The organism is Allobosea sp., assembly GCF_048595345.1.
GTDB lineage: Bacteria > Pseudomonadota > Alphaproteobacteria > Rhizobiales > Beijerinckiaceae > Allobosea.
Genome location: NZ_JBMDWH010000221.1, coordinates 1 through 13,290, shown reverse-complemented (window position 1 = coordinate 13,290; position 13,290 = coordinate 1). Strand labels below are relative to the sequence as shown.

At 66.4% G+C, this 13,290-nt stretch carries 15 protein-coding genes and 1 tRNA gene; 3 read left to right on the top strand and 13 right to left on the bottom strand.

Translation table 11 applies throughout. The features are described 5' to 3' along the window. Positions 1-32 precede the first annotated feature (32 nt). Together ACOJTB_RS19695 and ACOJTB_RS19690 are read left to right on the top strand one after the other, a co-directional pair. A complete protein-coding gene (locus tag ACOJTB_RS19695; protein ID WP_420104224.1) occupies positions 33-1,328 on the top strand; it encodes an HlyD family type I secretion periplasmic adaptor subunit in 1,296 nt (431 codons plus the stop codon). Between the two features lie 105 nt (positions 1,329-1,433). Continuing rightward, positions 1,434-2,897 (top strand): TolC family protein, encoded by a 1,464-nt coding sequence (locus ACOJTB_RS19690; RefSeq protein ID WP_420104223.1) that lies wholly within the window; start codon positions 1,434-1,436, stop codon positions 2,895-2,897. Between the two features lie 134 nt (positions 2,898-3,031). Here the strand turns inward: ACOJTB_RS19690 and ACOJTB_RS19685 are convergent, their stop codons facing one another. From ACOJTB_RS19685 to rplU, 9 genes are all read right to left on the bottom strand, one after another. Further along, complete coding sequence (locus ACOJTB_RS19685) at positions 3,032-3,337, bottom strand: PilZ domain-containing protein (RefSeq protein ID WP_420104222.1); 306 nt, start codon at positions 3,335-3,337, stop codon at positions 3,032-3,034. A 235-nt stretch (positions 3,338-3,572) separates the two neighbouring features. Beyond that, positions 3,573-4,994, bottom strand: a complete 1,422-nt coding sequence (locus ACOJTB_RS19680) for a TadE/TadG family type IV pilus assembly protein (RefSeq protein WP_420104221.1) — start codon at positions 4,992-4,994, stop codon at positions 3,573-3,575. A gap of 130 nt (positions 4,995-5,124) precedes the next feature. Beyond that, on the bottom strand, positions 5,125-6,417 hold the full coding sequence (locus ACOJTB_RS19675; protein WP_420104220.1) for an ABC transporter permease: 1,293 nt from the start codon (positions 6,415-6,417) through the stop codon (positions 5,125-5,127). Further along, positions 6,414-7,127 (bottom strand): ABC transporter ATP-binding protein, encoded by a 714-nt coding sequence (locus tag ACOJTB_RS19670; RefSeq protein WP_420104219.1) that lies wholly within the window; start codon positions 7,125-7,127, stop codon positions 6,414-6,416. Before ACOJTB_RS19670 ends, ACOJTB_RS19675 begins: the two co-directional genes overlap by 4 nt. Continuing rightward, a complete protein-coding gene (locus tag ACOJTB_RS19665; RefSeq protein ID WP_420104218.1) occupies positions 7,105-7,581 on the bottom strand; it encodes a hypothetical protein in 477 nt (158 codons plus the stop codon). The genes ACOJTB_RS19670 and ACOJTB_RS19665 overlap by 23 nt, the downstream gene beginning before the upstream one ends. 16 nt (positions 7,582-7,597) lie before the next feature. Beyond that, positions 7,598-9,340, bottom strand: a complete 1,743-nt coding sequence (locus ACOJTB_RS19660) for an alkaline phosphatase (protein ID WP_420104217.1) — start codon at positions 9,338-9,340, stop codon at positions 7,598-7,600. Positions 9,341-9,533: 193 nt separating this feature from the next. Continuing rightward, entirely contained in the window at positions 9,534-10,190 is a 657-nt protein-coding gene (locus ACOJTB_RS19655; RefSeq protein ID WP_420104216.1) for a GNAT family N-acetyltransferase, read from the bottom strand. Positions 10,191-10,346: 156 nt separating this feature from the next. Next, a complete protein-coding gene (gene rpmA, locus ACOJTB_RS19650; protein WP_420104215.1) occupies positions 10,347-10,613 on the bottom strand; it encodes a 50S ribosomal protein L27 in 267 nt (88 codons plus the stop codon). A gap of 167 nt (positions 10,614-10,780) precedes the next feature. Then, on the bottom strand, positions 10,781-11,275 hold the full coding sequence (gene rplU, locus ACOJTB_RS19645) for a 50S ribosomal protein L21 (protein WP_420104214.1): 495 nt from the start codon (positions 11,273-11,275) through the stop codon (positions 10,781-10,783). A 362-nt stretch (positions 11,276-11,637) separates the two neighbouring features. On the opposite strand from rplU, the gene ACOJTB_RS19640 reads away from it, so the two are divergent. Next, a tRNA-Ser gene (locus ACOJTB_RS19640) sits at positions 11,638-11,727 on the top strand. A 66-nt stretch (positions 11,728-11,793) separates the two neighbouring features. Here ACOJTB_RS19640 and ACOJTB_RS19635 read toward each other — a convergent pair. From ACOJTB_RS19635 to ACOJTB_RS19620, 4 genes are read right to left on the bottom strand one after another with little or no spacing between them, the layout of a single operon-like run. Beyond that, a complete protein-coding gene (locus ACOJTB_RS19635; RefSeq protein ID WP_420104213.1) occupies positions 11,794-12,111 on the bottom strand; it encodes a hypothetical protein in 318 nt (105 codons plus the stop codon). Further along, on the bottom strand, positions 12,108-12,434 hold the full coding sequence (locus ACOJTB_RS19630) for a hypothetical protein (protein WP_420104212.1): 327 nt from the start codon (positions 12,432-12,434) through the stop codon (positions 12,108-12,110). Before ACOJTB_RS19630 ends, ACOJTB_RS19635 begins: the two co-directional genes overlap by 4 nt. After that, complete coding sequence (locus ACOJTB_RS19625; protein ID WP_420104211.1) at positions 12,431-12,595, bottom strand: hypothetical protein; 165 nt, start codon at positions 12,593-12,595, stop codon at positions 12,431-12,433. Before ACOJTB_RS19625 ends, ACOJTB_RS19630 begins: the two co-directional genes overlap by 4 nt. Then, a complete protein-coding gene (locus ACOJTB_RS19620; protein ID WP_420104210.1) occupies positions 12,592-13,242 on the bottom strand; it encodes a hypothetical protein in 651 nt (216 codons plus the stop codon). Before ACOJTB_RS19620 ends, ACOJTB_RS19625 begins: the two co-directional genes overlap by 4 nt. Between the last annotated feature and the right edge of the window lie 48 nt (positions 13,243-13,290).

Genomic DNA, 13,290 nt, shown 5'->3' with positions numbered 1-13,290 from the left:
CGCCGCTTCGCGCCGGCCTCAGGACGTCCCGCATGAGTTACGCCTCGACCCATCCGACCGCGGCACGCGCGCCGCGCTGCGACAGCATCCGCTCGGACGCGCACCGGACTTTGCTGCTGGGTTCCGCCGTCGGGCTGTGCGCGCTGATCGCCTGGGCGAACCTGACGCAGGTCGATGCCGTCACCCGCAGCAGCGGCACCGTGGTCCCCTTCAACCAGAACCAGATCGTCCAGCACCTGGAGGGCGGCATCGTCTCCGAAATCCTCGTGCGCGAGGGCGACAAGGTCGAACAGGGACAGCTCCTGCTTCGCATTCGCGACAGCCAGTCGCTCGCGACCCTGCAGCAGACCCAGACGCAGCTGGCGGCCAAGCGTGCCACTCTCGCCCGGCTGGAGGCCGAGATCGCCGGAGCCCCGGCAATTTCCTTCCCGGTCGATCTCGCCGAGAGCTTCATCCTCGTCAACGAGCGCGACCTGTTCCAGCAGCGGCGGCGCGAGCAGACCGAGCAGATCATGCTGCTCGACGACAAGATCCGCCAGCACGAGATCGCTCTGGCCGGGCTCAATGCGCGCCGCACCAACCTTCAGCGCGAGCGCGAGCTCACCGCCCAGCGCACCCAGAGCCTGCAGCGGCTGAGCGATCTCGGTGCCGTCTCCCGCAACGAGTTGCTGCAGGGGCTGACGGCGCTTCAGCAGCTCGACACCAAGATCACCGACATCAGCCACGACATCCCTCAGACGGAGGCGGCGCTCAGCGAAGCGGTGCGTCAGCGCAACGCCGCCTCGTTGAAATTCCGCTCCGACGCTTCGGAGGAAAAGACCAAGGTGCTCGTCGAGGTGAGCCAGCTCAGCGAGGCGATGAGCAATCTGCGCGAGAAGGCGAACCGCACCGATATCCGCGCGCCCACGACCGGAACCATTAACAAGCAGTATGTCGCGACCGTCGGCGGCGTCATTGCGCCGGGCGCTCCCATCCTCGAGATCGTGCCCAGCAGCGACACCATCGCGATCGAGGCGCAATTATCGCCGCAGGACCGTGCCGAGATCTGGCCGGGCAGCAAGGCCGTCGTGAAGATCACGGCCTATGATTACTCACTGTATGGCGGACTCGACGCCTCCGTGGTCGACATCTCTCCCGATATCATCAAGGAAAAAGACAACCAGCCTTACTTTCGGGTCAGGCTGAACGCCGCGAATAGACTCGGAAACAATCATCCCATCATTCCTGGAATGATGGCCAATGTCGATATCCTGACGAAACGTCATACCGTTCTACAATATCTATTGCTTCCGCTGATGAACGTAAAGGAGATGGCCTTCCGTCGCTGAAGAGGGAAGGAAGCCGCGAGATTTGCTTCGATTTGGCACGAAACCATTTGTTAAGTTTTAACCACGCCTTGTAGATTCGTTAACGCGAATCAAGGGGATGGGGGAATGAGGCTGGGTTCGGCCGCGACATTGTGGCGAGTGACGCCGATGCTGGCGTTCGCGCTGCTCGTCACCGGCTGCGTATCCAGCCAGCAAGCGCCCTGCGTGGACAATGACGGCACATATCCGCTGCCGAACAATCTCTGCTCGTCCTACGCTTCGCTCGACACGGTGCCCCCGCCGCCCTCCACCGCCGTTGACGCCCCGGAGATGCCGGTCGGCTCCCTGCCCCGCAAGGTCGAGAAGCCGCCGCGCGCGGGCAAGCTGACCCTGCAGCAGCTCGTGCGCGTCCTGGTCGGCACCAATCCCGATATCGGGATCGCCGCGGCCAAGGAGAAGGAGCAGTTCGCCGCCATCGCCGGCGCCCAGGCCAGCCTGCTGCCGAGTCTGGACCTGACGGCCGCGGCCGGCCCGCAGCGCAACTGGCAGACGGACCCGGCCGGCAATGCGCTGCGCCGCGAGGTCGGCCTGAGCTTCCGCCAGAACCTCTATGATTTCGGCGCCGCGCGCAGCAATGTCGAGCGCGCCGCTCTCGCTTATGAGAGCGCGACGCATGCGCGCATCGCCAAGAGCGAGCAGACCGTTTTCGACATGCTCGACCTGTTGCTCAAGACCCAGCAGATCGATCGCACGATACAGATCACCAAGCGCAACATCGAGTCGCATGAATCGATTCTGGCGATCGTCCAGTCCAACGAGAGCAACGGCAACTCCACCGTCGCAGATGTGAAGCGCGTTACCACGCGGCTGGAGAGCGCCCGCTCCACCCTGATCGACATGACGACCGAACGCACCAACGCGGCCGACGCCTTTCGCCGCCTGACCGATGTCGAGGTCGATCGCGTGGTCGATCACGTCTCGCCTCGCCTCGGCGGCGATCCCACCAAGCTCACCCAGGAGCGGCTGGACCAGAACCCGGAAATCATCGCGATCCAGAACGAGATCGCCTCGCTCAAGCAGCAGCTCGAGGCGGTCCGGGCCGGTGCCCTGCCCAATCTCGGGGTCGAGAGCAATTTCAAGCTCGGGCGCCAGATGAGCGAGCCCGATGCGACCATGGACCGCAAATCCTACGCCAACGTACTGCTCTCCCTGCGCGTGCCGGTGCTGGACGGCGGCTCGAACGACAGCATGCGCCAACAGGTCGGCGCCCGGCTCGAGGCGTCCTATCTGCGGCTCGACAAGCGCCGTCGCGAACTGGCGGAGGACGCCAAGGGCGCCCAGCGCATCAGCGTCTCCGACAAGGACAAGTCCGGTGCCCTCGCGGCGCGGGTCGATGCCGCGCGCAAGGTCAAGGAGCTCTATTTCGAGCAGTTCAAGGACGGCAGCAGGACGATCTTCGAGCTGCTGGACAGCCAGGTCGATCTCGTCAAGGCGGAGACCGACCTGATCGCGCAGGACTTCAACCGCCGGCGCGCCCGCATCAAGACCCTGCTGCTCGACGGCACGCTGGTGCGGTCCGTGATGAACTGAGCGGCGGGCGCTGCGGGGCTTTCGGCCAGCTTTCACCGGCGCGCAGGGCGCCATGACGGGCCGGCGGACCATCGCCCGTCGAACTGACTAGTCACGATACTCGAAGCGGACGATGGAGCATCGGCTGCAGGAGGTCAGATCGAAAGGGTCTGCTCCAGGCTGGCGGCAGAGCCGTCGGCGCCCCCGAACCGGAAGGCGACTCCAATGGAGTGAGCATTGCGCCAGACGATCCGGGCGGCGATGCGCTTGTCGCTATGCGGCGCGATCACATCGACCTCCCGGGCTTGGAAGCCGAGCGGCACCCGCAGCCGCGCGCCGCTCTCGGACCAGTCCTGGATGATGCAGTCGAAGGCGGTGCCGTCGGGAATGAACACCCTGGCATGAAGGGCGGCGCGTTCACGGGCATGCCGTCGCTGCTCCGGCCCGGTTTTCGATTTCACCGCTCGATTCGGCATGTGACGTCCTGCGCGAATTTTTATTATCTAGCGAAAGGACTATTTAAGATAACGCTAAAATCTCAGGGAAACATCGTTTCCCGGGGATGACAGGCATAAGAGGAGGCACGAACCTTACGGAAGCGCATGGAGAAGCGGCGTGCTCCTTGCTTCCCATCGCTTTGCAACCCGCCTGTCCCGACGTCAGCGGCACCCGGCCGGCCCCCCGGCTGCGGGCCGCTCAGCGGGTCAGGCGCAGGCTCGACAGCGAGGTCGCGATTTTAGAGAAGGCGTCGTTCAGCGCGGCGGCATCCTTGGCGTCGAAAGCGAATTCAGCCTTGGACGCGCAGGCCTTCAGCGTGTCCTTCGCCGCGGCGTCATCGACATCGAAAGCGACGGTATAGACGGTGATGTTCCGCTTCCTGATGTTGGCGCAGATGTTCAGCTGGTCGGCATAGGTCTGATCGAGGTCCTTGCCGCTCGCATCGACATGGGTTCCGTCCTTGGCATTGTACTTCATCGTGTTGGCGCCGTCCGTCATCAGCACCAGCGCCTTGCGCGGGTCCTGATTGTTGACGTCATAAGCCTTGCCCTCGCTGTAGGGCTGGCTCGGCGACAGCACGTTGAGCCCCCAGATCAGCCCGCCCGGGATATAGGTGGAAGGCTTGTAGCCGCCGACATTGACGACCATGCTCGCGATCGCCTTCTGGATCGTGTCCTTGGACTCCGTCAGCGGCACGACGGGGTTGAGGCAGTTCTGGCTGGTGGACAGGAACCCCGGATAGGGCGAGGACGGATCGTCGTCGTTCAGGCGCAGGGACCCCGAGACGCGCGTGCCCACGCAGCCGAACCAGCGGAACTGCTGGGTCCAGTCGGCACTGCACTGCTGATAGGGCGTGATCGGGAAGCAGACCTGCGGCGAGCAATCATAGCTCTCGGGAACGCCGTCCTTCAGCCGCACACAGGTCTTCTGCGCCGCCTTCTGACACTGCTGGCTCACCGTCCAGCAGCTGCCCTTGTTGACCTTGACGTAGTCGGCCGGGACCTTCACCCAAGGCTGCCCGCGGTTCGAGACGCCGACATTGACATAGTCGGCATAGGGCACCAGCGCGATCTTGACGGTGTTCTTCGGATCCTTCTTCAGCGTCTCCACGAGATTCTTCGCGGCAGCCTTGAGCGCGACGATCTTGGCGCCGGACATCGACCAGGTGTTGTCGAGCACCAGGGCGACCTCCGTCGTGCCGGGCACCGCGCGCGTGGAGCTCGCCATCACCTCGAAGGGCATGGTCTGATAGCCGGCCAGACGCATGAACGACGTCTCGGTCGCGCCTGCCAGCCGAATGGTGATGTCCTTCTCCTGCTGCGAATAGGTGAAGCTGGAGATCTGGACCTTGCCATAGGTCGCTTCGTCGAAATTGCTGCGGACGAACTTCTCAGCGGCCGCGCGAAGCGTCGCGACGTCGTCGCTCATGGTCGTCGCGGCGGCCAGCGCGGCAGCATCGGCCGTAACCTGTGCCGCCGTCCGGGACCGTGTCACCATGCCGTAATCGACGGCACAGCCGATGACGAGGATAACCGGAATCAGGGCGAAGGCGAACATCATCAGGACGCCGCCCTGCGCATCACTCCGGAACCGCCGCAGAAGATCGCTGATGGTCTTCACGTCACCCGCCATTGGTCTGAGCACTGATCTCAGTGTTCGATACACGGGAGTCTTCACTGCCGGCTTAACCCGAACGCGAATTGCTCGGATTTCGCGTTAATCTCGCATCAGCACTATCTGGGCTGGTGCCTCAGCCGCGCAGACTGGCGATGACGGGGCGCCGCGCCGAAATCAGCGCGGGCACGAGGGCGATGACGCTGCCCAGCAGGCACAGGCCCGCCGCCTGCCCGAACTCGCCCCAGCCCAACGAGGCTGACAGCGAAAGCCCGGTGCGGGCCTCGACGAGGCCGGACAGCGCTTGCGTCGCCGCCACGCCCAGCCCGAGCCCCAGAGCGCAGCCGGCGGCGATCGGCACCGCCGCGCCGAGCCAGGTCACCAGCAGCACGAAGCTTCGCGGCGCCCCGAGGGCCCGCAGCGTGCCGTAACGCCGCCGGCGCAGACTGTTCACCGCGACCATCACCAGCACGACGCTGGCGAGGATGAGCACCGCATTGCTGGCGGAGGCCACGACGAGAATGTCGCGCACATCCCCGAGCGCGCCGTAAAGCGACACCAGCACCTCCGCGGGGAAGAAGGCCATGGTGCCGCCCTGCCGATACTGCGCGCGCAGCGCATAGGCACCCGCGACGCTCTTCGGCTTCACCACGATCGCCGGTACGCCGGGCACGCGCTGGCCATCGAAAGGCGGCCCCAGCCGCTCCGCCGGCCGCTGCGGTGCCCCCGCTACACCCTGATGCCAGAAAGGAGCGTCAGCGCCCCCTTCCCCCGCATGGCCGTTGCCCAGGCCATGGATGTCCCAGACGCTTTCGATCGGGACCAGGATCGCCCGGTCCCAGGGCGAGCCCAGCCGCGGCAGGCGGCCGACCGCCACATAACCCTCTCCGGCATGGCGGTGCCTGTCCTCCTCGGCATCGGCCTGCCCCGGTTTCGCGCCATGGCCGGTGACGCCATGCGAGGGCGCGATGCGATCGCCTAGCCGGTAGAGCACGTCGGCCCCGAGCACCGCCTCGCCCTGCGCCGCGAAAAGCCGGCCTTCGCTCGGCGTGATCCGGCCCCAGCGCGCCGCGAAATCGGCCGTGGTGCCGATGATCGGATAACCCCGGCTGACGTCGCCGAAGGCGATGGGCGCGACATGGCGCACCCGCTCGTCCTGCACCAGCGCATTGATCAGCCGCCCGTCGATCAGCGGCAGCGCGTCCGGCTGCACATAGACCGCCGACATCAGAAGCTGGGTCTGGCTGCCGGGCGCGCCGATGATCAGGTCGAAATCATTCGCCGCCGCGGCTGAGCCCCGCCGCAAAGCGCGCTCCTGCGCGCCGATCGCGACCCCCGTGGCGATGGCGAGCGCCACCAGCAGCATGATCGCGGGTGCGGTCCAGCGCAGGGCCCGCAGATCGGCCAGGACCATCGGGAACGGGTTCATGCGGCGGCCGCCCGGACCTGCGGGCGCGACAGGTCGAGCCGCCTCTCGAACCGGGCGAGCAGCGCCGGATCATGCGTCGCGCAGATCAGCGTCGCGCCGATCTCGCTCGCGGTCTCGATCAGGAGTTCCGTCACCGCATCGGCATGAGCGGCATCCAGGCTCGCAGTCGGCTCGTCGGCCAGGATCAGCGCGGGCCGGTGGAACAGCGCCCGCGCGATGGCGACGCGCTGCTGCTCGCCCCGCGAGAGCAGCGCGGCCCGGCGCTGCGCCTGCGGCAGACCCATGCGCGCGATCAGAGCCAGCGCCCGCTCGCGCTCGCTTGCGCCGAGACGCCAGCCGGAAAACCGCGCCGGCAGCACCACATTGCCGAGAATGTCGAGTTCGGGGACCAGATGAAAATCCTGGAAGACGAAGCCGACCGTCCCGCGTCGCCAACGGTCGCGCCGCGACTCCGGCAGGTCCGAGACCGCGCGCCCGTCCCACAGCACGCGGCCCTGCGTCGGCGGCAGCAGCCCGGCGATCAGATGCAGAAGCGAACTCTTGCCGCAGCCGGAGGGGCCGCTGACGCCGAGCCGTGCGCCCGGCTCCAGCACGAGCGAGGCAATGTCGAGCAGGCGGAACGGCGACCCGCCACCCTCGCGATGCTCCAGCACCACGCCCTCCAGCGCGAGCGTGCCGCCCCCCGCCTCAGGCGAGCGCGAAGCCGGCATCGGTGATCCTGATCTGGCTGACGAAGCCGGTATCGGCATCGGTGGCGGAGCCGACTTCGAGCCGACCGGTAACCACCACCTTGCGGCCCGCGCTGACCATCGGCGTCTCGTTCCTGAGGATGACGACGACGATATCCACCGGCCAGTCGGCATCGGACTGGCAGAAGGGGCAGATTGCGAGAGGCTCGCGCGTCAGTACGAAGAAATGGCTCTCGGGCTTCAGCGGCGGCGCCATATAGCCGGTCATCCGGACCGTCTGGCCGCGCAGCAGCGTGATCCGGTCCGCGAACTCGTAGCCGAGCACCCCGAAGGATTTGTAGAGCCGGTCGAAGGCGATGGTCTCCGGCTCGGCTGCCCGGGCAGGCCCGGCAAGGCAGACCGCCGCGAAGCCGAGCACGGCATCACGGCGGGACGGCACGACGATCGGGGCCTGGCGGCGCAAGCGGGCGTCCATGGCCCCGATCATCGTCTCACTGGCCGCCCAGCGCCAGCGCTTCCGCCATCACGCGGAAGACATAGGTGTTGGGCTTGTGGCCGCGGAACTTCTCGGAGCCGGGGCCCATCGCCGTCAGCAGCACGTCGTCGGCCGCGTGAACGCCGCTATTGGCGTCGAAGGGCAGGTTCCCGGGTTTGCGGGCGGCCATCGGCACGGCGCAATCCTTCTCGTTGGCGATGTTGGTCTTGCCGTCCGGCCCCTTCACCGCCGGCACGCGCTCGCCATCCAGATAGGGGCGGCCGGTGTCGCAGGTATCGGGGTTGCTGCCATAAACCACCGCGAGGCGACGCGAGGTGTTGACGTCGGTCGGGTAGCCCTCCGCATCGAGCGGGCCGTAATTCGGCGGGAGCGACTCGTTGTAGACGCCGAGCTTGTCGCGCAGCAGCTGGCCCGGACGATCGTCGTTATAGGTGCCGATGATCGACATCGGATGAGAATGGTCCGGCACGACGATGATCAGCGTGTCGTTGCGATCAGCGGCGAAGTCCTTGGCGACCTTCACGGCGTTGTCGAGCATGATCGTGTCGAACACCGAGCGTTCCCAGTCCAGCGAGTGGCTGTACTTGTCGATGCGGGCCGATTCCACCATCAGGACGAAGCCCTCCGGATTGCCCTTCAGCATCTCCAGCGCGGCCTTGGTCTGCTCCACCACATCCGGCTGGTCGGGGAACTTGGCGACGCTGCCCTTCTTGGCGAGGCGCAGATCGAAGGCGCCGTCGATATTGCCGGTGTTGTAGAGGCCCAGCAGCTTCTTGGTGCCGTTCGCCGCAGCCGCGTTCATCTCGGCCTTGGTGGTGGCGAGAGTGTAGCCGGCCTCCTTGAACTTCGCGATGAAGTCCTGGTCATCCGTGCGCTTGGAGCCCGGGGTCGTCTTGGCCAGGAAGTTCGGCGAGCCGCCGCCCATGATGACGTCCGGCTTCACGGCATGGAACATCTCGACGATGTCGTTGAAGTCGGAGCGGCGGCGGGTATGGGCGACCATCGCGGCGGGGGTGGCGTCCTCGATCTCGGAATTTGTAACGACACCGATCGCCATTCCCGTCTTGCGCTTCACGATCTCGGCGAGCGTCTCGACCTTGGGATGGTCGAGGGTCAGCGCGTTCTTGGCGCAGTAGACGCCGAGCGCGTTGACGCAGGATTTGTGACCCGTCGTATAGGCATGAGCGGCATTGGCGCTGTCGGTGACGATCGAATCGTTGCCCGAAGTCGAGATCAGCGCCATCGCCGGCATGTCGTCCATGGCGAGTTCGCCGGCATATTTGCCTTCCTTCCAGCCCTTGGAAAGGATGCGCGCGGCGGTGCGGTTGGCGACGGTCATGCCGTCGCCGATGAAGAGGATGACGTTCTTGGCCTTGCGCGGCTCGGCGGTGGCGAACACGTCCCAATTGACCGTGGAGGTCTTGCCGCCCTGCTTGGCCTCGACCGTGTAGCGGCCGGCGGGCAGCGAGGCGCCGCGCAGCCACAGCGCCGAATGCTTCTGGCCTTCTTCATTCTGCACGAAGCTTGTCTGCCTGCCGAACACCTCGGCCGCCGGCTTGCCGTTGATCGTGACGGTGACGTCGGCCTGGGCCGGAGCATCCGGGAACTCGACCTTGAAGTCAAAGCGCGAGCCGGCGAGGATGTCCGCCCGGTCGATCGGGTAGATCGTCTGCGCGCCCGCAGGTCCGGCCGCCAGGCCGGTCGCGATCGCCGCTGCCAGCCACAAAGATCCACGCATCGTCATGCTCCCCGTCCAAGGATGATGGCAGGCGCGTAGCCGCTCAACATGACAGTTTTATCAATGATCAGAATATGTTACACTATTACATTAGCCGGCTGATCTGAGGCCTCCATCTCCTCCCTGCGCGGCACGCCCAGCAACCATCCCGCGCGGGCGATCGCGCCGCGCGGGACGATGACGGAACACCGGATCAGGCCATGCAGGGCTCGGCGCGCTCGGCCATGGTAGCTTCCATCTGCGCCTCCTCCGGCGCGGGAGTCCAGCCGCTGGCGCTCCAGCTCTTCAGCGCCGCCCAGGTCGAGCGGTCGAGCCGGAACTGCTCGCAGGGGAACAACCCGCCGCGCGCCGGGAGCGACTTCAGGAAGGAGCCCTCGGCCCGGAAGCCGGACTTCTCGAGCACCCGCCGCGAGCCGGGATTGATCACCCGCGTATCGGCCTCGATGGCCGGGATATCGACCAGCGAGAACAGCGTGTCGATCAGCCCCTGCGCCGCCTCGGTCGCATAGCCCTTGCCCCAGTGAGGCCTGCCGAGCCAGTACCCCATGAAGGGCACGCCGGAGGCCTGCTTATAGGCGCCGATGATGCCGATCAGCTCGTTGGGCTTGGCCCGGGGCGTGATCGCCAGCACGAGATGCTCGCCCAGCGCATTGCCCTTGCGCGTGGAAAAGATGAACGGCTCCACCTGCTCGGGCGGGTAAGGATGCGGAATATGCGCCGTCATCTCCGCCACCGCCTTCTCGCCGGCCTGGCGCAGAATGGCGGGACCATCGGCCATGCGCGGCCAGCGCAGCCAGAGACGCCGGGTCTCGAGCCGGAAGACATCGTCGCGGGTCAATTCGGGGAACATCTGTCTCTCCGTCGGCGCAAACGAAAAAAGGGAGCTGGGACTTCGGTCCCATCTCCCCTTCGCTGACCTTCGGGAGACCCGTTTCGGGCCTTCTCGTCCCTTGATCCGTTCGGTTCGATGGAACCGGCGGATCGAGAGACTATCCCTATCCGCCTTTTACTCTGCGGCCTCTTGGGCCGGCACTACGTTCACGAAAGCTCGGCCGAGTTTCGTCGTGAATCGGACGCGGCCATTCGCCGTCGCAAAGAGCGTATGGTCTTTGCCCATGCCGACATTGGCGCCGGCATGCCAACGGGTGCCGCGCTGGCGAATGATGATGTTGCCCGGAACGACGACCTGGTCGCCGAACTTCTTCACGCCGAGGCGCTTGCTTTCCGAGTCGCGGCCGTTGCGGGACGAACCGCCTGCCTTTTTGTGAGCCATGACGCCCTACCTCAAAACTGATCGTGTCTCTCTAACCCGAATCGGCGGCGTTGACCACCCGCTTCGGATACGAAATGCCGAAACACCATCCTGTCAGCAGCGACAGGAGCCGGACGAACCGTACCGATGATGTTCCGGCGCGAAAATCGACGCCGGCAAAGCCGGTGTCAGGCCTCGGACGCCTCGTCCTTGGCCTTCTTGGCAGGGGCCTTCTTGGCCGCGGCCTTCTTCGGCGCCTCGCCTTCGGCGGCAGCCTCGGCCTTCGCGGCCTTGGCCGGCTTGGCGGCGGACTTGGTCTCGACGGCCGCGGCGGCGGCGATCTCGCCCTTCTTCATCTCCGGCTGCTTGCCGCCGGTGAGGATGTCGGTGATGCGGATCACGGTCAGCTCGGCACGGAAACCGCGCTTGCGCTTCGAGTTCTGGCGGCGGCGCTTCTTGAAGGCGATGACCTTCTCGCCACGGGCCTGCTCGACGATCTCGCCGGCGACGGTGATCTCGCCCAGCGACTTGGCGTCGAGGGTGGTGTTCTCGCCCTCGGTGAGCATCAGCACGGAACCGAACGCGACGGTGTCGCCCGGGTTGCCCTCGATCTTGGCGACGGTGATCTTGTCGTTGGCGGCGACGCGGAACTGCTTCCCGCCGGTCTTGATGACTGCGAACATTTTGTCCTCCATGTTCGGCCCCGCCCTGTCACGGCCTCCGGACGGAGACGCATGCGGGACGGCTTTTTGGCAGTCGAATGCGTGGTGGGTTGTCCTTCCGGCCCGCGACGCAGCGCACAGGCCAAAACGAACCGGGCGCGGGTTGCCCCACGCCGGATGAAGGGGTCGATAATCGCAACGCGGCCGCGGGTCAAGCCGGGACGCGGCCCCTGGCGCGGTTTTCCGAACACGCGGCCTCCGACGGCCCGGCAGACACACCGCTGCGGGATGGCTCCGCGCCGGCGGGGACAGCCGGCCTTTGGGGGTTGCCCCGGCCGACCGGCTTGTGTACTAAGCACCCCGCTTCGACCGAAGGCGACCGCGGACAGGTGGCAGAGTGGTTGAATGCACCGCACTCGAAATGCGGCATACCTGCAAGGGTATCGGGGGTTCAAATCCCTCCCTGTCCGCCACTCTCAACCGCTAAGATTCTGTAATTGTTGGCCTGGCGCCTCGCGGGCCGTCCGGCACCCCACCTTTCACCCCACCGGGCGGCATCCATTGCCTCGTTGTGCCATGAGATGCCCGGCCAGCCGGGCGCTCTCGCGCTTCGCTCTGGCGGCGCCATCGGCATAGCTGGAGCTAGCCGGAAGGCCGAGAGCTTCGCAGGCGCCGGGCGGCATCTCTGCGGCGTCGTCAGCCAGGGCCACCGTAAGGCGGTTGAGGGCCACGACAAGAAAGCCGGGGGCGCTGGCCTTAATGTCTCGCCCGCGCCCTTCGGTGAGATTGCAGAAGGCCGAGCGCATCGCGGGCCGGTCATCGGCGGCGATGGCGGCAGCGATGTCCCGCACATTCATAGCGAGGGCTCCCCCTCGTCATCGCATTGCGCGCCCTCGTCCTCGCAGGCGGCTTCTAGATCAGCGTCGCCGTCGATTTCGTCCGCAACCGCAAGCAGGCAGTCAATGACGATGCCCAGGCGGCGGCGCATGCTTCCCGCCGCACCGGGCGTCTTGCTCAGCAGTGCGGCGACATCATGCAGGATGACTTGCACGTCATGCCGATCCGTGGCCGAGAGCGGCCCGGCGATGTCGGAAAGCGAGAATGCCGGATGGCTGGCCGCTAGATCCACTGCGGCCGGCTGGCATGCCACCGCGAGGGGGCGGGCGAAGGCGACGCTCATTTGCGGCGCTCCAGCGGAATGACGCGGCGACCGACAACCAAGGCCCCATCGGCGTAGATGACGGGCAGATGGCCATAAAACGAGAATGTCGGCAGGCTCACCGGTTTGATGCTCGCGGGCTGGCGCTTGCTGCCCTTGCGGTTGATGCGAATGGGGCTCATGCGGGTTCTCCCGTGGCGGCGGTGATGCGGAGGACGGACGCGGCAAAGCGCGCCATCCACTGGCCGGCGATTTCCTCGGCCGCTCGGATCGGCGGCGGGACGAAGGCGACGGATTGGAGCGCATGGGCTTGCGCCTCCAGCTCGGCCCGCGTCGCCGGCTCTGCCGCCATCAGCGCGGCGACATGCGCGACCAAGGCACGGCGCGCGGCGTTGCGTTCCTCCCGCGCCACGTCGAAAGCGGATAGGGCGCGGATGCGGGAACACTCGGCCTCGTAAGCCTCGGCCAGCCGGCCGGCGGCTTCCATGTCCTCTCGCTGGCGGTGCCACACCTCGACGGGCTTCCCGCGCGCTCCCGCGCTCTCGGCACCCCTGCGGCAGCGGCGGGTTTCGCGGCGGAAATGCTCGGCCGAAAGAACCTTGCGCAGCGGCTCGGCAGGCTCGCCAGACAGCGAGCGTTCCAGCTCCCCATCCCGCACATAGACGGGGGCGGTGATGGCTTCCGGCGGCGCGGGCCATTCGGAAGCCCAGCGGGAGGCCAGTTCGGACAGGCGCCGTGGCCTGCTGCCGGTTTCGTGGACACCGAGATTGGGTGTTTCATGAAACCGGAGGTGGGGTATGCGACGAAGGCAATTTGGGCGTGAGTTCAAGATCGAGGCGGTCCGCCTGATCAAGGACCGCGGAGTGAGTGTGGCGCA

Coding starts and splice junctions, on each gene's coding strand:
- ACOJTB_RS19695 (WP_420104224.1), top strand. CDS start 33: ATGAGTTACGCCTCGACCCATCCGACCGCGGCACGCGCGCCGCGCTGC.
- ACOJTB_RS19690 (WP_420104223.1), top strand. CDS start 1,434: ATGAGGCTGGGTTCGGCCGCGACATTGTGGCGAGTGACGCCGATGCTG.
- ACOJTB_RS19675 (WP_420104220.1), bottom strand. CDS start 6,417: ATGAACCCGTTCCCGATGGTCCTGGCCGATCTGCGGGCCCTGCGCTGG.
- ACOJTB_RS19670 (WP_420104219.1), bottom strand. CDS start 7,127: ATGCCGGCTTCGCGCTCGCCTGAGGCGGGGGGCGGCACGCTCGCGCTG.
- ACOJTB_RS19665 (WP_420104218.1), bottom strand. CDS start 7,581: ATGGACGCCCGCTTGCGCCGCCAGGCCCCGATCGTCGTGCCGTCCCGC.
- ACOJTB_RS19660 (WP_420104217.1), bottom strand. CDS start 9,340: ATGCGTGGATCTTTGTGGCTGGCAGCGGCGATCGCGACCGGCCTGGCG.
- ACOJTB_RS19655 (WP_420104216.1), bottom strand. CDS start 10,190: ATGTTCCCCGAATTGACCCGCGACGATGTCTTCCGGCTCGAGACCCGG.
- rpmA (WP_420104215.1), bottom strand. CDS start 10,613: ATGGCTCACAAAAAGGCAGGCGGTTCGTCCCGCAACGGCCGCGACTCG.
- rplU (WP_420104214.1), bottom strand. CDS start 11,275: ATGTTCGCAGTCATCAAGACCGGCGGGAAGCAGTTCCGCGTCGCCGCC.
- ACOJTB_RS19635 (WP_420104213.1), bottom strand. CDS start 12,111: ATGAATGTGCGGGACATCGCTGCCGCCATCGCCGCCGATGACCGGCCC.
- ACOJTB_RS19630 (WP_420104212.1), bottom strand. CDS start 12,434: ATGAGCGTCGCCTTCGCCCGCCCCCTCGCGGTGGCATGCCAGCCGGCC.
- ACOJTB_RS19625 (WP_420104211.1), bottom strand. CDS start 12,595: ATGAGCCCCATTCGCATCAACCGCAAGGGCAGCAAGCGCCAGCCCGCG.